The organism is Actinoplanes lutulentus, from assembly GCF_003259845.1.
Taxonomy (GTDB): domain Bacteria; phylum Actinomycetota; class Actinomycetes; order Mycobacteriales; family Micromonosporaceae; genus Actinoplanes; species Actinoplanes lutulentus.
In genome coordinates this window covers 20,226-37,277 of the sequence record NZ_QLMJ01000004.1, presented here as the reverse complement: position 1 = coordinate 37,277, position 17,052 = coordinate 20,226, and the positions used below count along the sequence as shown (strand labels likewise).

15 protein-coding genes are annotated in these 17,052 nt (G+C 70.8%); 10 read left to right on the top strand and 5 right to left on the bottom strand.

All coding sequences use genetic code 11. The annotated features are described in order from the left end of the window. Positions 1-84: 84 nt before the first annotated feature. Entirely contained in the window at positions 85-1,497 is a 1,413-nt protein-coding gene (gene pdxR / locus B0I29_RS10465; RefSeq protein WP_111648732.1) for a MocR-like pyridoxine biosynthesis transcription factor PdxR, read from the top strand. On the opposite strand, the gene B0I29_RS10460 is transcribed toward pdxR, so the two are convergent. After that, positions 1,471-2,727 carry an APC family permease gene (locus tag B0I29_RS10460; RefSeq protein WP_111648731.1) on the bottom strand — a complete coding sequence of 419 codons (1,257 nt, stop codon included), beginning with the start codon at positions 2,725-2,727 and terminating at the stop codon, positions 1,471-1,473. The genes pdxR and B0I29_RS10460 overlap by 27 nt on opposite strands. A 68-nt stretch (positions 2,728-2,795) precedes the next feature. Continuing rightward, positions 2,796-3,422 (bottom strand): TIGR03085 family metal-binding protein, encoded by a 627-nt coding sequence (locus B0I29_RS10455; protein WP_111648730.1) that lies wholly within the window; start codon positions 3,420-3,422, stop codon positions 2,796-2,798. Positions 3,423-3,535: 113 nt separating this feature from the next. Here B0I29_RS10455 and B0I29_RS10450 point away from each other — a divergent pair, with 113 nt between their 5' ends. Together B0I29_RS10450 and B0I29_RS10445 are read left to right on the top strand one after the other, a co-directional pair. Next, the gene (locus tag B0I29_RS10450) at positions 3,536-5,308 is read left to right on the top strand and encodes an ABC transporter ATP-binding protein (RefSeq protein ID WP_111648729.1); all 1,773 of its coding nucleotides are present in this window, start codon (positions 3,536-3,538) and stop codon (positions 5,306-5,308) included. Further along, positions 5,305-7,110, top strand: coding sequence for an ABC transporter ATP-binding protein (locus B0I29_RS10445; protein WP_111648728.1), 1,806 nt, complete (start codon positions 5,305-5,307; stop codon positions 7,108-7,110). The genes B0I29_RS10450 and B0I29_RS10445 overlap by 4 nt, the downstream gene beginning before the upstream one ends. Positions 7,111-7,227: 117 nt before the next feature. Here the strand turns inward: B0I29_RS10445 and rpsD are convergent, their stop codons facing one another. Further along, positions 7,228-7,836, bottom strand: a complete 609-nt coding sequence (gene rpsD / locus B0I29_RS10440) for a 30S ribosomal protein S4 (RefSeq protein ID WP_111648727.1) — start codon at positions 7,834-7,836, stop codon at positions 7,228-7,230. A gap of 70 nt (positions 7,837-7,906) precedes the next feature. On the opposite strand from rpsD, the gene B0I29_RS10435 reads away from it, so the two are divergent. Beyond that, on the top strand, positions 7,907-8,662 hold the full coding sequence (locus B0I29_RS10435) for a DUF2470 domain-containing protein (RefSeq protein ID WP_111649138.1): 756 nt from the start codon (positions 7,907-7,909) through the stop codon (positions 8,660-8,662). A 189-nt stretch (positions 8,663-8,851) separates the two neighbouring features. Here the strand turns inward: B0I29_RS10435 and B0I29_RS10430 are convergent, their stop codons facing one another. Next, entirely contained in the window at positions 8,852-10,849 is a 1,998-nt protein-coding gene (locus B0I29_RS10430; protein ID WP_220091302.1) for a hypothetical protein, read from the bottom strand. Between the two features lie 205 nt (positions 10,850-11,054). Here B0I29_RS10430 and hisI point away from each other — a divergent pair, with 205 nt between their 5' ends. The 3 genes from hisI to B0I29_RS10415 are packed head-to-tail and all read left to right on the top strand — an operon-like array spanning position 11,055 to position 13,482. Next, on the top strand, positions 11,055-11,417 hold the full coding sequence (gene hisI, locus B0I29_RS10425) for a phosphoribosyl-AMP cyclohydrolase (RefSeq protein WP_111648725.1): 363 nt from the start codon (positions 11,055-11,057) through the stop codon (positions 11,415-11,417). Then, positions 11,417-12,931 carry an anthranilate synthase component I gene (locus tag B0I29_RS10420; RefSeq protein WP_111648724.1) on the top strand — a complete coding sequence of 505 codons (1,515 nt, stop codon included), beginning with the start codon at positions 11,417-11,419 and terminating at the stop codon, positions 12,929-12,931. The genes hisI and B0I29_RS10420 overlap by 1 nt, the downstream gene beginning before the upstream one ends. Next, on the top strand, positions 12,928-13,482 hold the full coding sequence (locus B0I29_RS10415; protein WP_111648723.1) for a Trp biosynthesis-associated membrane protein: 555 nt from the start codon (positions 12,928-12,930) through the stop codon (positions 13,480-13,482). Before B0I29_RS10420 ends, B0I29_RS10415 begins: the two co-directional genes overlap by 4 nt. Positions 13,483-13,498: 16 nt before the next feature. On the opposite strand, the gene B0I29_RS10410 is transcribed toward B0I29_RS10415, so the two are convergent. After that, positions 13,499-13,765, bottom strand: a complete 267-nt coding sequence (locus tag B0I29_RS10410) for a hypothetical protein (protein WP_111648722.1) — start codon at positions 13,763-13,765, stop codon at positions 13,499-13,501. Positions 13,766-14,187: 422 nt separating this feature from the next. Here B0I29_RS10410 and trpC point away from each other — a divergent pair, with 422 nt between their 5' ends. Genes trpC through trpA form a run of 3 tightly spaced genes read left to right on the top strand, consistent with a single transcriptional unit; the run spans position 14,188 to position 17,020 of the window. After that, positions 14,188-14,979, top strand: coding sequence for an indole-3-glycerol phosphate synthase TrpC (trpC, locus tag B0I29_RS10405; RefSeq protein ID WP_245972481.1), 792 nt, complete (start codon positions 14,188-14,190; stop codon positions 14,977-14,979). Next, positions 14,976-16,226 carry a tryptophan synthase subunit beta gene (gene trpB / locus B0I29_RS10400; RefSeq protein WP_111648720.1) on the top strand — a complete coding sequence of 417 codons (1,251 nt, stop codon included), beginning with the start codon at positions 14,976-14,978 and terminating at the stop codon, positions 16,224-16,226. The genes trpC and trpB overlap by 4 nt, the downstream gene beginning before the upstream one ends. Continuing rightward, positions 16,223-17,020 carry a tryptophan synthase subunit alpha gene (gene trpA, locus B0I29_RS10395; RefSeq protein ID WP_111648719.1) on the top strand — a complete coding sequence of 266 codons (798 nt, stop codon included), beginning with the start codon at positions 16,223-16,225 and terminating at the stop codon, positions 17,018-17,020. The genes trpB and trpA overlap by 4 nt, the downstream gene beginning before the upstream one ends. The last annotated feature ends 32 nt before the right edge of the window (positions 17,021-17,052 follow it).

The window sequence follows — 17,052 nt, the reverse complement described above, 5'->3', positions numbered from 1 at the left end:
GGAACTTCTTAATCCTAGTCAGCACGCTCGCGGGGTCCATAGCGCAGGCGGGCTCACAGCTACTTCTCAGAGCAAAATGGCCTCGTGGATCTGGTCATCGAGATCGAGCCGGGCGCCGGTGGGACCACCGCCGCCGTTTACCGGGCGTTGCGGGCCGCGGTGATGGACGGCCGGGCGCCCGCCGGGCATCGGCTGCCCGCGACCCGGGTGCTGGCCGCCGACCTTGGCGTGTCCCGGGGGAGTGTGGCCGGTGCCTACGAGCGGCTGACTGCCGAGGGTTATCTGACCGCGCGGGTCGGCGCCGGGACGTTCGTGGCCGAGGCGCACACCGGTGACCTGCCGGTCCGGCCGCGGGCGGATCCGCTGCGGCCGCACGACGCCTGGACGTTCACCCCACTGCCGACCAGCGGGGAGTCGGCGGCGCCGCGGTACGACTTCCGTACCGGCATCCCGGATCCGCGGCTGTTCCCGTTCGACACCTGGCGGCGGCTGGTCGGCGCCGAGCTGCGGCTGCGGGCGAATGATCCCGGTACCTACGCGGAGCCCTCCGGTCATCCGGCGTTGCGGGCCGCGATCGCCCGCTATCTCGGGTACTCCCGGTCGGTGCGGACCACCGCCGACGACGTGGTGGTCACGAACGGCACCCAGCACGCGCTCGATCTGATCGCCCGGGTGATGCTGCGTCCCGGTGACGTCGTGGCGGTCGAGGAGCCCGGTTACCCACCGGCCCGCCGGCTCTTCGCGTCGCTCGGCGTCCGGGTGGCCGGCGTGCCGGTCGACGACGAGGGCCTGGTGGTCGCGGATCTGCCGGACGACGCGCGGCTGGTCTACGTGACGCCGTCGCATCAGTTCCCGCTCGGCCGGGTGATGAGCCGCGAGCGCCGCAGCGAGCTTCTCGACTGGGCGCGATGCCGCCGCGCCGCGATCGTCGAGGACGACTACGACAGCGAGTTCCGCTTCTCGGCCCGCCCTCTCGAACCGCTCTGCACGCTCGACCGCAACGGCCGCGTCCTGTACGTCGGCACCTTCTCCAAATGCACGATTCCGGCGTTGCGCACCGGCTTCGTGCTGGTCCCGCCAGGCCTGCGGCCTGCGCTCATCGCCGCTCGGCAATTAAGCGATGGGTACGGTCAAACGGCCACCCAAGCAGCCCTGGCCCGTTTCGTCGACGACGGCGAACTGGCCCGCCACGTCCGCAGGGCGAGGCGTTCGTACGCGGACCGGCGTACCCGCATCCTGGCCGGGCTGGCCGCGATGCCCGCGCTGGAGGTCGTCCCGTCCGCGGCCGGCCTGCACGTCACCGCACTGCTGCGCCCGGGCGCCCCTGACCCGGTCGCCATCGTGGCGGCCGCCCGCCGGGCCGGCGTCGCGATCGACCACCTGGGCGATTACGTGCCGCCCGGTACGCCGGTCGTGCCGGGCCTGGTGCTCGGCTTCGGCGCGGTCGACCCCGACCTGATCGAGGAGGGGCTAGCCCACCTGGCAGGTCTCCTGTGAATCCGCCGCGGCCGGCACACGGGACCTGCTGCTCCACTCCTGGTAGATCACCGCGCCGGCCGCGATCGCCAGGCTGAGCAGCGCCGGCCACCCGTTGAGCCAGAGCAGTGCCACCACGGCCACGAACGCCACCCCGGCCACCACCCGGGACCATCCGGCGGGCAGCAGCCGCAGCGCGGCCGCCGTCCCGATCACGTAGACCAGGGTGAAGCAGCCGGTCACCAGCAGCGCGGCGGTGTGCAGCCCGAGCGGCAGCAGTGCCGACACGACGCTGGCGACCAGGATGAACGTCATGGCCTTGCGCTGGCTGCCGAAGACCCGGGCGGGCAACGCGCCCTCGCCGGCCAGAGCCGCCCCGAGCCGGCTCCCTCCGGCGAAGTACGCGTTGACCGCGCCGAGCGTCAGCACCACCGCGACGACCGCGGTGATCGCCCGGACCGGCCCGCCGACGCCGATCGCGAGAAGATCGGCGAGCGGTGCCCGGCTGCCCGCCAGGGCGGGACCGAGGGCGAGGACGCTGACCGCCGCGACGGCCAGGTAGAGGACACCGACCACGGCGACCGCGATCAGCGTGGCCCGGGGCACGTCCCGCTGCGGGTTGCGGTACTCGCCGGAGAGCGAGGACAGCGCCTCCCAACCGGCGAAACCCCAGACCAGGATGGCGGCGGCCGCGCCGATGCCGGTCCAGCCGTGCGGCGCGAACGGCTGCAGGTTCTCCCAGCGGGCGTGCGGCAGGGCGGCGACCACTGTCACCACGAGCAGGGTGGCGAGGCAGGCGGAGAGGACCAGCTGGACCTTGCCGGAGATCCGCAGACCGAACCAGTTCATTCCGTACGCGGTCCCGATGATCGCCAGGAACGTGACGAACTCGGTGGTCCGGCCGCCACCGAGCACGTCGGCCACGTACCCGCCGGTGAACGCGGCCGCGACCGGCGCGCCGAGCGGGACCGCGAAGTAGAAGCACCAGCCGACAGCGGCCGCGACCCGCGGGCCGAACGCCATCCGGGCGTACGTGGAGACGCCGCCGCCGTCCGGGTACCGCGCGCCGAGAGCGGCGAACGTCCAGGCCAGCGGTGCGGAGAGCAGGATCAGCGCGAGCCAGGCGACCAGGGAGGCCGGTCCGGCGGCCTCCGCCGCGAGGGCGGGCATCGAGATCAGCCCGGTGCCCAGAACGGCGCCGACGGAGAGGGCGGCGCCCTGGGAGACGGACAGCCCGGTTCGAGTGGTCATGCCCTGAACCTATGGCTCGATTGGCGTCGCCAACGAGCCAATTTCACCCAGCTTGAATGGGCCAATTCTTAGACGCCGAGGCGGGCCGTCCGCACGCGCTCGGCGGCGGCCGGGTCACCCTCGACGCTCACCCGGGCGGCGCGCTGCCGTCCGAAGAAGAAGACCGTCAGCTCGCCGACGTCCCCGGAGATGTGCACCTGCGGGTTCTCCCCGGTCCGGACCGGGGACTGCCCGGTCGGGGTGATCTCGGCGGTGATCCCGAGTTTGCGCAGCGACGCCCGGGAGATCAGTTTCAGCGGGCGCCAGAGGGCCGCCTCGAAATCCGGCGACAGGGCGCGTGGCTCCCAGCCCGGTGCGCCGCGGCGCACGTCCTCGTGGTGGATGAAGAACTCGGCGGTGTTGGCGAGCGGGTCGACCACCGGGTTGGTCATCAGCCCCCAGGAGGGTGGATTTCGCACCTGGTCGATCAACTCGGGGTAGGGAAGAGAGGCGCGGGCCAGGCGGACCTTCTCACCGTGCGCGGCCAGGGGTTTGATCATCATCCCGGCGGAGGCGTCCGGCCGGCGCTCGCGGACCACGAGGTGCGCGGCCAGGTCACGGGTGGTCCAGCCTTCGCAGAGTGTCGGGGCGTCCGGACCTTGAAGCAGCAGCAGGTCGGCGAGGAGGGCACGCTCCTGCCGGGCATAGTTGGTCACCCGTTGATATTAGTCGCTGTAATTGTGCACACAATGTAAACAGTTGCTGGGTTCGGCAGGATGGACAGGTAAGGCCGGAAGCCCCGGCGAACACTTACCAGTCAGGTAGGAAATTGAGCGGCAGAACCAGCAATGACGTGCTGGGACGGGGACTGCGGGTGCTCGGCCAGGCAATCCGTACGGAACCACGGCTCTTCGTCGTCAGCTCGATCGGCAGCAGTCTCTTCGGTCTACTGATCATTGCTAACTCGTACGTCGTCGGATTTGTGACCGGGCACATCGTCGTGCCGGCGTTCGCGGCAGGGAGCGTGAGCACCGCCTCGCTCGCGGGGGTCGTGGCGATCCTGGTGGGCATCAGCGGGCTGCGGGTGGCGAGCATCTTCGGCCGTCGTCTCGGCGCCGGTTACATGCAGTTCCGGCTGCAGGCCCGCTACCGGCGCGCGGTGACCCGGCGTTATCTCTCGCTGCCGCCGTCCTGGCACCAGCGGCACGCCACCGGCACCCTGCTCTCCAACGCGAACTCCGACGTGGAGGCCGCGTTCGGGCCGATCGCGCCGCTGCCGTTCGCCGTCGGCACCATCGTGATGATCTTCGGCGCGGTGATCACGCTCTTCCTCACCGACTGGGTCCTTGCCCTGGTCGGCGTGGCGCTGTTCCCGACGCTGTTCGCGCTGAACCTCGCCTACTCGCGGCGGATGGCACCCCGGCAGATCCACGCCCAGCAGATGCGCGCCAAGGTCAGCGCGGTCGCGCACGAGAGCTTCGACGGCGCCCTCGTGGTCAAGACGATGGGCCGGGAAGCGGACGAGTCACGCCGGTTCGGCGTCTTCGTCTCCGAACTGCGTGACGCCCTGGTCTCGGTGGGACGGCTGCGCGGCATCTTCGACCCGCTGATGGACAGCCTGCCCAGCGTCGGCACCCTCGCCGTGCTGTTGATCGGCACCTGGCGTCTGCAGAGCGGCGCGATCAACGTGTCCGAGCTGGTCAGCGTCGCGTTCCTGTTCACCGTCCTGGCGTTTCCGGTGCGCGCGATCGGGTGGGTGATCGGCGAGCTGCCGCGCAGCGTCGCCGGTTGGGAGCGGGTCCAGGCCGTCCTCTCCGCCACCGGAGATCTTGAGTACGGAGATGCCGGGGTCCCCGGCACCGGACCGGCAGAGCTCCGCTTCGAGCAGGTGAGCTACCGGTACGCCGAAGGTCCCGCCGTGCTCGACGAGGTCACCTTCACGGTTCCGGCCGGCAAGACGGTGGCCCTGGTCGGCGCGACCGGTTCCGGCAAGTCCACGATCGCCTCCCTCGCGATCCGTCTGGTCGACCCGGGATCCGGCAGCATCGCGCTGGACGGGGTGAAGTTGCCCGACCTGTCCGCCGTCGCCCTGGCCGGGGCCGCGGCACTGGTCCCGCAGATCCCGTTCGTGTTCGACGACACGGTCCGCGGCAACATCTCCCTGGACCGCCCGGAGATCACCGACGACGGCGTACGCCAGGCGTTGCGGCTGGCGCAGGCCGACCGCTTCGTCGGCGGGCTGCCGCAGGAGCTGGACACCCAGGTCGGTGAGCGCGGCACCTCGCTCTCCGGCGGGCAGCGGCAGCGGATCACCCTGGCTCGCGCGCTCGCCGGCCGGCCCCGCCTGCTGGTGCTCGACGACGCGACCAGCGCCGTCGACCCGAGAGTGGAGGCGGCCATCCTGGGCGCGCTTCGTGATCGGGACGCGAACACGTCGGTCCTGGTCGTGGCGTACCGGCGGGCCACCATCGCGCTCGCCGACGAGGTGGTCTACCTGCATCGGGGCCGGGTCGTGGCGACCGGCACCCATCTGGAGCTGATGGCGGCGGAACCCGGTTACCGGGATCTGGTGACCGCGTACGAGAAGGCGGAACAGCGATGACCGACGAAGGCACTGTCGCGACCATCCGCCGAGGCCTGGCACTCAGTCCGGAGCTGCGGCCCGGGATGGCCGGGACGATCGGGCTGGCGCTGCTGCAGATGGCCGGCCGGGTCGCCGTGCCGATCGCCATCCAGCAGGGCATCGACAAGGGGATCAACGCGCCCGGCGGGCCGAACCCCGGCATCGTGCTGACCATCGTGGTGCTGACCCTGCTCGCGTTGGTCATCTCGACGGTCTGCGGATATCTGATGACCCGGCGGCTGTTCACGGTCAGCGAGACCGCGCTCGGCGCGCTGCGCTCGCGCACGTTCCGGCACATCCACGATCTGTCGATGCTGCACCAGCAGTCCGAGCGGCGTGGCTCGATGGTTTCCCGGGTGACCAGCGACGTCGACCAGATCTCCCAGTTCCTGCAGACCGGCGGCATCCAGTTGCTGCTCGCCAGCGGCCAGCTGATCGTCTCGACAGTGGTGATGGCGATCTACTCGTGGCAGCTCACCATCGTGGTGCTGCTCGCCTTCGGCCCGGCGATCCTGGTGATCCGGCTGTTCCAGAATCGCCTCGCCGCTGTCTATCGCACGGTTCGTGAGCGCACCGGTGTGATGCTCGGCGCGGTCGCGGAAAGTGTGGTGGGAGCCACCGTGATCCGGTCGTACGGGGTGGCCGGGCGTACCGGGATGCGTCTGGACAGCGCGATCGACGACCTGCGGTCCGCGCAGCAGAAAGCGCTGAAGACCAGCGTGACCAGCTTCTCCAGCGGCGAGATCGGCGCCGGGCTGGCCCTGGCCGGCGTGGTCGTCGCCGGCACCCTGATCGGCATCGACGGCGGGCTGACCGTGGGGCAGCTGACAGCGTTCCTCTTCCTGGTCACGCTCTTCATCCAGCCCGTGCAGATCGCCACCGACATGCTCAACGAGGCACAGAACGCGGTCGCCGGCTGGCGCCGGATCCTCGACGTGCTGGACGTGGAACCGGACGTGGCGGACCCGGACGACCAAGGTGTTCCCCTGCAGGCCGGCCCGCTCTCGGTGACCTTCAAGAACGTCTCGTTCCGCTATCCCGGCGGCCCCCCATCCAACCACCCCACCACCGCCCTTAACCGGACTAAAGGCCCTCTCGTGCTGGATGACGTGGATCTGGAGATTCCGGCGCGTACCAAAGTGGCCGTTGTCGGCGAGACCGGCAGTGGGAAGACCACGTTCGCGAAGCTGCTCACCCGGTTGATGGACCCCGCTGAGGGTGAGGTGCTGCTGGGTGGGGTGCCGCTCACGTCGGTGCGGTTCTCGTCGCTGCGCTCGCGGGTGGTGATGGTGCCGCAGGACGGCTTCCTCTTCGACGCGACGGTCGCGGAGAACATCCGGTTCGCGGAGCCGGATCTGACCGATGACCAGCTGCGGACGGCGTTCGTGGAGCTGGGGCTCGCCGACTGGCTGTCCGGGCTCCCGCAGGGCCTGGAGACGCCGGTGGGTGAGCGCGGTGAGGCGCTCAGCGTGGGGGAGCGCCAGCTGGTGGCGCTGGTCCGGGCGTACGTGGCCGACCCGGATCTGCTGGTGCTGGACGAGGCGACCAGCGCGGTGGACCCGGCGACCGAGGTGCGGTTGCAGCACGCACTCGACCTGGTGACCCGGGGCCGGACGACGGTGGCGATCGCGCACCGGTTGTCGACGGCACAGGCCGCCGACGAGGTCCTGGTGGTGGATGCGGGCCGCGTCGTTCAACGCGGCCCGCATGCACGCCTCCTCGCCGAGGAGGGTTCGATCTACGCCAAGCTCTACGCCAGCTGGTTGGAACAGACGCGCTGACCGGCAAATACATGCGCCGGTGAGATGAGCGCGTCGCCCGCCGCGGCTGCTTCCTGGAACATCCCAGGAGCAACCGCGGCGAGAAACCCGCCATCTCAGCGATTCATGAGCCCCGCGTCAGCGGGCGTAGTACTCCACGACCAGCTGCTCGTCGCAGAGAACCGGGACCTCGGAGCGCTGCGGCGCCCGGACCACGGTGGAGCGCAGCTCCTCAAGAACCGTCGACAGGTACGGCGCGGTCGGCCCATCGATGTGGGTGCCGGTCGCGGCGATCTGGAACGGCGGCTTGGAGCGGCTCGTTTCCTTGACCTCGATGACCTGACCCGGCTTGAGCTTGTAGCCGGGGCGGTCCACCTTCTTGCCGTCCACGGTGAAGTGACCGTGCACGACGAGCTGGCGGGCCTGGTAGATGGTCCGGGTGAAGCCGGCGCGGAAAACGGTCGCGTCCAGGCGGCGCTCGAGCAGCGTGACCATCGTCTCGCCGGTCTTGCCCTCTGCCTTGTGCGCGGCGTCGTACGCGGCCCGCATCTGGACCTCGCTGATGTTGTACTGGTGGCGAAGACGCTGCTTCTCCAGCAGACGGACCTGGTAGTCCGAGCTCTTACGACGGCCACGGCCGTGGACGCCCGGCGGGAACGGGCGCCGCTCGAAGTACTTGACGCACTTACGCGTCAGTGGGATGCCGAGAGCTCGCGAGAGCTTCGCCTTGGGTCGAGAGTTGTTCAACTGAGATCTCCTGTTACGGTAAGCCTTGCCTAACTTAGGTAAGCCTAACCGGTGCCCGGAGGTGCTCGTCATGCAACCCAGTCCCGCCGAGATCGCGCGCACGCTCGCCGCCGGTCACCTGCCCGCCGTGGCCCACATCGCCTGCCGTCCCGGACCGGTTCCGATCCGTCATGTCACTGACGCGCAGGGTCGCGTGCTACTACTCGTGCCCGCCGAGGGTACCCTCGCGGCCGCGCTTCGGCCACAAGACGGTAATGACGACACCGCGCTGGTCCTGGATATTCGTGACGTACCTCCCATGGCGACGTCACCGTCGCTCGGGCGGGCCTGGGTCTCCGGGTGGGCCGCGAAGCTGACCGGCGAGGACGCCAGGGCCGCAGCCTTGGATTACGCCGACACCGACGCCTGCGGCGATCTTCTCGACATCGGCGAGAGCCAGATGCTGTACCGGATGGACGTCGCCGAGGTCCGGTACGAACGTGGCGAGAATCTCGTCGAGATCGACCCGGACGACTACGCGGAGGCCACCCCGGACCCGCTGCGCGCCGTCGAGTTCGACCTGATCGCCGACCTCGCCGACCACCACGTCGACGAGATGAGCGATTACGTGAAGCGCCAGCTCGGATCGGCCGCGCGGCCCGGTGACGAGCCCCGCGTCGTGCGGATGGACCGGTACGGGTTCCTGGTCCGGATGGGCAAACGCAGCGCCCGGCTGGCCTTCCCGCGCCCGGTCACCGACCGGCACGACCTGGCCCACCTGCTGCACCCGATCCTGTGCCGCCGCTGCGCCGACTCCGACACCGCGGCCGATCACACGGCCGCCTGAGCACCTTTTCGGGAGTGCTCCCCTGAACGGGTGGGATCCCGCAGCCCCCTTCTGCCGCCGTCGGGCTGCGGGATCCCACCTTGTGCTCTGCCGGCCGGTGCCGCGGCCGGCAGAGCACACCGAACCACAAACGACGACGGGCGACACCTCCGGGTGTCGCCCGTCGTTGCTGTTCTCACATTTACCGCGTCACAGCGAGAGGATGCGCTCCAGGAACTCGCGGTAGTTGCGCATCGCCATCCGCATGCTCTCGGTGTCCGGCGTACCGGTGCCGCGCAGCGGGTCGAGGTCGTCCCGCTCGGCCAGCAGTACCTCGGTGAGCTCGTTCACCGCGTCGGTGAGCAGGTCGTGCGCCCGGGTGAGCGCGTTGACCGGGTCGTCGACGAACTCCGCCTTCACCTCGTGCCACGCCGCCCGGAAGTGCCGGGCCGCGTCCTCGTCCCAGACCGTCCGGGATATCTCGGCGGCCGGTGACTCCTCGTCGCGCGACGAGCGGCGGCCGGTACGGCGTACCGGCTCGACGTCCTCGAGGCTCGCCGAGCGCCGGGGCGCGCCGAAGTCGTCCTCGTCCGGCACGCGGCGGGCGCCACCGACGGAGATGCCGGTCACACCGCTGCTGTCCGGGAACGGGAACGACGGGAACTCGGCCGGCGGCGGGGTCACCGAACCGGCACCCGGTGCGGCCGGGGTCACCGACGCGACGCCGAACGCCTCGCCGCCGGAGCGGCCCAGGCTGTAACCGGTCGCGCCGAACCCGAACCCGCCATCGGCCACCGACGGCAGAGACGCGGTCTCGTTCGAACGGTCGACAGTGAGGTCCGGCGGCGTACGCGTAGCCGGAATCTGCACGGTCGGGAACTGGATCGCCGCGACGGTGGCGCCGGAGACCGGAGCGCCGGACGTCGGGTTGCTCTGCGCGGCCGGCTCCTCGTGCTCCTGCGGCCGGGTCTGCTCCTGCTGCCGCGACTGGTGCTGCGGCTGCTCGGGCGCGTCGGCGTGCGGCGCGCCGGAGACCGGCTCGAGGATGGCGGCCGGGTGATCCGGAGTGAAGCCGCCCGGCACCGGCGGGTACGCGAACCCGGGCGAGACCGGAATGCCGGAGACCTGCCCGTTCGCCGGGTTGCCCGAGGTCGGCGTGACCGGGTGGTTCGCGCTGGGCACGGTGGCCCAGCCCGCGGCGGTACGCGGAGCGCCACCCGAAACGGGCTGCTCCTCGATCCCGTCGCCGGCCGACGGAGATCCATCCCGCGATCCATCCCGCGTCGACAGAGCTTCCCGAGGAGCGGGGAACGTCGTGCCGTCCGGGCCCGACGCCTCGCCGGTCTGGGCGTAACCGGGCGCCCCTGCCCGTCCGTTCATGTCTTCACGTCCGTTCTCGTCGCTGGGCCCCGCCCTGTCGGCGGCGTCCTGGTCGGCGTCCGCCGGCGTCTCCGCCACGGGTTCGTCCGCCGGTGTCGCATCGTCCGGCTCGTCGCCGGCCGGTTTTTCGGCGACTAGAGAGTCGCCGGGTTCGGCGACTTCCGCAACCGGAGTCTCATCCGGTTCCGGAGATGCCTCCGGCACGGACTCCGGCTCCCCGGACCCCGGCTCCCCGGACTCCGGCATCCCGGACTCCGGCGCCCCGGGTGGCTCCGAGGCGACCTTCTCCTCTTCTGCCGCCGTGGCGCGGTTCTCCTCCTCGGCCGCCGTGCTGCGGTTGCCGAACAGGAATCGCCCGGTCCCGCCGAGGCGGAAACCTCCGAAGGCGCCGTCCCGGCTCGGGGACGGGTCGCCGGCCTCCGGCTCATGGGACTTTACGTCCTGATCCGGTGTGGGCTGGTCGTCCGTTGGGCCTGAGTGATCAGGATCGCGGGCCGGTGGTCCGGAGAACGGACGGCCACCGGCGGGGGTTCGTGGCCCGGACCGCCGGGCTGCCCGGTTCAGGCCGAACGGGTCGGCGGGCGTGACCGGCGGTAGTGGGGCGGCAGGGCGGACGCCGTAGCCGTTCAGCAGGTCGGCGGGCGTCTCGGGTGGTTCCGGCTTACGGCGTGAGCCGAGCGCGACCATCTCAGGGTTCTGTCCAGCGTTGTCCGCCGGTGATGCCGGCGCCGGACCGTCGGGGTCCGGCCGGACCTGCCAGAACCGGGCGAGGCCGGGTGAAGGCCGGGTGTTGTCGGGGCTGGACGTCGGGTCCATCTCGGTTTTCACCACTCCCGTTGCGAGTGCGCGCCCACCGAAGGCCGTCCGAATCAGTCCAGGCGCACCCAAAGCGGCGGGCGCCGGGCAGTCAGGCACGTACCGCGCTTCGGCGACGGTACCGCTCAGCAACGCCCAGCACATCCCCGGTTACTCAGATCGTGGGCGATCTGCGGGCCGTTACGGCTCCGCGAACCGATGGGGGAGAATCCAGTCCGTGCCCGTACCCGAAGCAGAGACGTTCCTCGACCCGGCGGTCGCCGCCCGGCTCAAGCGCACCCCTGACGGACTGGTCGCCGCGATCGTGCAGGAGCACGGCACCGGCGACGTCCTGATGCTGGCCTGGATGGACGACGAGGCGTTGCGCCGCACGCTGGCCAGCGGCAAGGCCACCTACTGGTCCCGCAGCCGCGGTGAGTACTGGGTCAAGGGCGCCACCTCCGGCCACCACCAGCAGGTCACCAAGGTGTCGCTGGACTGCGACGGCGACGCGCTGCTGCTGACCGTCGTGCAGACCGGCGCGGCCTGCCACACCGGCACACACACCTGCTTCACCGACGACCTGCCCGTGGAGGCGTGATGACCAGCGGAGCCGTGGTTCCCGACGAGGCCGGTTTCCTCGGCGAGGCCGGCCGCAAACGGGTCGTGCCGGTCACCCGCAAGCTGCTCGCCGACGGTGAGACACCGGTCGGCGTCTACACGAAACTGGCCGGTGGGCCGGGCACCTTCCTGCTCGAGTCGGCGGAGCAGGGCGTCGCCTGGTCGCGGTACTCGTTCATCGGCGTCCGCAGTGTCGCCACGCTGGTCGAGAAGGACGGGCAGGCGGAATGGCTCGGTACGCCGCCTGAAGGCGTACCCCTGGGGGGTGATCCTGTCGCGGCCTTGCGTGAGACGGTGGCCGCGCTGACCGGCGGCGCCGAGCCGAACGAGGATCTGCCCCCGCTGACCGGTGGCATGGTCGGTTATCTCAGTTACGACCTGGTGCGGCGCTTCGAGCGGCTCCCGGCCACCGCGACCGACGACGTGCCGCTGCCCGAGCTGGGCATGATGCTCGCCACCGACCTGGTCGTGCTCGACCACCACGAGGGTTCGGCGCTGCTGGTGGCGAACGCGGTGCTCGCCGAGGACGCGGACGACACGGCCAAGCTCGCCGCTTACCACCAGGCGGTCGGCCGGCTGGACGCGATGACCACCGCGCTGTCCCGCCCGACCCCGCCGATGGTCTCCACGGTGGATCGGCGACCGGCCGGTGAGCCGGTGAGCCGGACCGCGCCGGGCGAGTACCAGAAGGCCGTGGAGATCGCGAAGGAGGCGATCCGGGCCGGCGAGTGCTTCCAGATCGTGGTGGCGCAGCGGTTCGAGCGGCCGACCGACGCGAACGCGCTCGACGTCTACCGGGTGCTGCGGGCCACCAACCCGAGCCCGTACATGTACCTGCTGCGCTTCGACGACTTCGACATCGTCGGCTCGTCGCCGGAGGCGCACCTCAAGGTCAGCGCGAACCGGACGGCGCTGCTGCACCCGATCGCCGGCACCCGCTGGCGTGGCGCCACCCCGGAACAGGACGCCGCGCTCGCCGCCGAGCTGCTCGCCGACCCGAAAGAGCGGTCCGAGCACGTCATGCTCGTCGACCTGGGCCGTAACGACCTGGGCCGGGTCTGCGAGCCGGGCAGCGTCGAGGTGCCGGAGTTCGCCCGCATCGAGCGGTACAGCCACGTCATGCACATCGTCTCCACGGTGACCGGGCGGTTGCGTGCCGACCGGAGCGCGTTCGACGCGCTCGCCGCGACGTTCCCGGCCGGCACGCTCTCCGGCGCGCCCAAGGTCCGGGCCATGGAGATCATCGAGGAGCTGGAGCCGACCCGGCGCGGCCTTTACGGCGGCACGGTCGGCTACTTCGGCTTCGCCGGCGACATGGACATGGCGATCGCGATCCGGACCGCGCTGCTCAAGGACGGTGTGGCCTACGTCGGCGCGGGCGCCGGCATCGTGGCCGACTCGGATCCGGCCGCCGAGGAGCAGGAGACCCGGAACAAGGCGGCTGCCGTGCTCGCCGCCATCGCCTCCGCCGAGACGCTGCGCGCGGCCCGATGACCAGCCGCCGCACTCATCTGTTGTCGGTGGTGGCCTGCCTGGCCGGTGCGGGGCTCACCCTTTACGCCGTGACGCGGGTCTGGTCGGTCCAGGTCGAGCACCGGACCGGCCTGTCCGATCTGCGTACCGAACAGACCGGCGCGGAATCCCAGCCGTGGCTGATCGGCCTCGCGCTGGTCGCGCTCGCCGGAACGGGTGCGCTGCTCGCCACCCGGGGCCGGGTGCGGCGCGGTCTCGGCGTGCTGCTCACGCTGATCGGTGCGGGCATCGTGGCCGGGGCGGCGCTGGCGCGCCTCGGTCTGGACGCCGGCGACGCCGGCGCCTCAGCGGCCATCTGGCCGTTTCTCTGCGTGCTGGGCGGCGCGGCCGTCGCCGTGGGCGGCGTGCTTGCGGCGCGTCACGGCCATCTGTGGTCGGCCATGTCTTCCCGGTACGAGCGGAGCACAGCGCCGCAGGTCTCCCCGGAAAAGGCTCAGGTGCCCGAGTCGCCGGCCGATACGAGGGCCCTGTGGGACGCACTCGACCGGGGTGACGACCCCACGGTCCGCTGATTCACCCATTAGGGTTTTATCGGGCTTTTGCCAGCTTCTTCGCGCGGGTCCGGCGGGGCCGGGTGGCGATCAGGGCGGCCACGGCTCGGCTGGTCTCGGCCCGGGCCTCGGCACGGGCACGGTCGGCCTGGATGGCCGCCCACGCGTTGTCCCGCGCGGTGCGGACGTTGTCCGGGCCCACCACCGCTTTCTGCACGCCGGTGAAAACTTCGGCCGCGAGAGAAACGAGGGTCCGGGAAACGGTGGCGAATCCCATCGCCTGGGTAAGGGAAACCTGGGTCATGGAGGCAGTGGCCATGAGGTCGACTCCGCAATCATCGTCCGGCTGGCGGCACGCTTGCTGGTACTCGGTGCCGGGACAAGTCTGCCCGAGAGTCATGATGGTGGAGTCCTATTTCCGCACGGTGACGACAGGGTCAACGCGCAGTGCTATCCACCGTTCGGGGGAGGGGTCCCTGCACAGCGGCCTGACAGCATCGGAACCGATGTGATCGAACGAACAGAGCGCCGGGCAGCCTGGCATTATGCCCCAGCCCAATCCGTGAGGCGCGCCATACCCCGGGAGCCCGGTGACCGTCGCTACCTCCTAGCATCGGGCCGGAGACACCCGGAGAGGGGAGTCATTACGTGACATCCGATCAGGCGGAAGCGGGCAGTGGCGGCACCGCGCAGCGCGGAGCGGCTCCGCAGAACGTTCTCGAGGAGATCCTCGCTGGTGTGCGTGAGGACGTAGCGGCACGTCAGGCGCAGCTACCACTGGAGAAGGTGCGTGAGCTCGCGGCGGCTACGCCACCGGCGATCGACGCGTACGCGGCATTGCGTAAGCCCGGCGTCGCGGTGATCGCCGAGGTGAAGCGGTCGTCGCCGTCCAAGGGCGCGCTCGCCGACATCCCGGACCCGGCCGAGCTGGCCGGGGAGTACGCGGCCGGCGGCGCGCGCTGCATCAGCGTGCTCACCGAGGGCCGGTGGTTCGGCGGTTCGCTTGACGATCTCGTAGCCGTGCGCAAGTCGGTGAAGATCCCGGTCCTGCGCAAGGACTTCGTGGTCTCCAGCTACCAGGTGCACGAGGCGCGGGCACACGGCGCCGACCTGGTGCTGCTGATCGTCGCCGCCCTTGAGCAGAACGTGCTCGTCGGCCTCCTGGAGCGCATCGAGTCGCTGGGCATGACCGCCCTCGTCGAGGTGCACAACGAGGAGGAGGCGGACCGGGCGCTGGAGGCGAACGCGAAGGTCATCGGGGTCAACGCCCGCGACCTGCGCACCCTCGAAGTGGACCGGTCGGTCTTCGAGCGCATCGCGCCCGGCCTGCCGAACAACGTCGTGAAGATCGCCGAGTCCGGCGTGCGTGGCCCGCACGACCTGATCCGGTACGCGTCGGCGGGCGCTGACGCAGTGCTGGTCGGCGAGGGTCTGGTCACCCAGAAGTCCCCGCGCGACGCGGTCGCCGAGCTGGTCAACGCCGGCAACCACCCGGCAACGCCGCGGCCGGTGCGATGACCGCGCCCGCGCTGCCGTCGCTGCCCGACCTCGCCGGACACTTCGGCCGGTACGGTGGCCGGTTCGTCCCGGAAGCGCTGGTCAAGGCGCTGGACGAGCTGGACGCCGCGTACCGGTCGGCGAAGGCGGACCCGGAGTTCCAGGCACGGTTCCAGGATCTGTTGCTCAACTACGCGGGTGTGCCGTCGCTGCTGTACCGGGCGACCCGGCTCTCCGAGAAACTGGGCGCGGAGATCCTGCTGAAGCGGGAGGACCTGAACCACACCGGTGCGCACAAGGTGCGCAACGTGCTGGGCCAGGCGCTTCTCGCCAAGCGGATGGGCAAGCCCCGGGTCATCGCCGAGACCGGCGCCGGTCAGCACGGTGTCGCGAGCGCCACGGCGGCCGCGCTGCTCGACCTCGAGTGCGTGGTCTACATGGGCGAGATGGACACCGAGCGGCAGGCGCTGAACGTGGCGCGGATGCGGATGCTCGGCGCCACGGTCATCCCGGTGACGAACGGCTCGCGGACCCTCAAGGACGCGCTGAACGAGGCGCTCCGCGACTGGGTCACCACTGTCGACAACACCCACTACCTGCTGGGTACCGCGGCCGGTCCGCACCCGTTCCCGGAGCTGGTCCGCGACTTCGTCGGCGGCATCGGCGTCGAGGCGCGGGCGCAGGTCCTGGAGATGAACGGCAAGCTGCCGGACGCCGTGGCCGCGTGTGTCGGTGGCGGCTCCAACGCGATCGGCATCTTCCACGCGTTCGTCCCCGATGAGGGCGTGCGTCTGTACGGCTTCGAGGCCGGCGGCGACGGCGTGGAGACCGGACGGCACGCGGCGTCGATCACCGGTGGTTCGGTGGGCGTGCTGCACGGCAACCGGACCTACCTGCTGCAGGACGACGACGGCCAGACCATCGAGTCGCACTCGATCTCGGCGGGCCTGGACTACCCGGGCGTCGGACCGGAGCATGCCTGGCTGCACGACACCGGGCGCGCCGTCTACGAGCCGGTCACCGACGCGGAGGCGATGGCGGCGTTCACGCTGCTCTGCCGTACCGAGGGGATCATCCCGGCGATCGAGAGCGCGCACGCCCTGGCCGGGGCCGCGAAGATCGCGCCGCGGCTGCGTGAGGAGCTGGGCCGGACCCCGACCATCGTGGTCAACCTGTCCGGGCGCGGCGACAAGGACGTGCACACGGCGGGCGCCTACTTCGGCATCCTCGACCCGGTCGAGACCGTCGTCCCGGGGGAGAACACGTGAGCATCTCTTCTGTCTTCGACAAGGCCAAGGTCGAGAACCGCTCGGTGCTGGTCGGCTGCATGCCGGCCGGTTTCCCGACGGTCGACGACAGCATCGAGCAGATGATCGAGATGCACCGGGCCGGGTGCGACGTCATCGAGGTCGAGCTGCCGTACTCGGACCCGGTGATGGACGGCCCGGTGATCCAGAAGGCGAGCGACATCGCGCTCGCCAACGGTGTCCGCACCCGGGACACCCTGAAGATCATCGACGCGGTCTCGTCGGCCGGCGCCACCGTGGTGCTGATGACGTACTGGAACCCGATCGAGAAGTACGGTGTCGACGCGTTCGCCCGTGACCTCGCGTCGGCCGGGGCGACCGGGCTGATCACGCCCGACCTGATCCCGGACGAGGCGCAGGAGTGGATCGCCGCCTCGGACAAGCACAAGATCGACCGGACGTTCCTGGTCGCGCCGAGCTCGACCGCTGAGCGGATCGCGATGACCGTGGCGAACTGCCGGGGCTTCGTCTACGCCACCGCCCTGATGGGTGTGACCGGCGCGCGTACCTCGGTCTCGTCGCAGGCTCCCGAGCTGGTCACCCGGATCCGTGAGGCCGACCCGGACATCGCGATCGGCGTCGGTCTCGGTGTCGGCAACGGCAAGCAGGCCGCCGAGGTGGCCGCGTTCGCGGACGGTGTGATCGTCGGCAGCGCCCTGATCCGGTGCGTGCTGGAGGCCCCGGATCGGGCCACCGGCCTGGACCGGCTGCGAGCGCTCTCCGCCGAGCTCGCCGAGGGTGTCCGCTCGCGCTGAGATCTTGCTGAGGAAGGGCCCGGTCTCTTTAT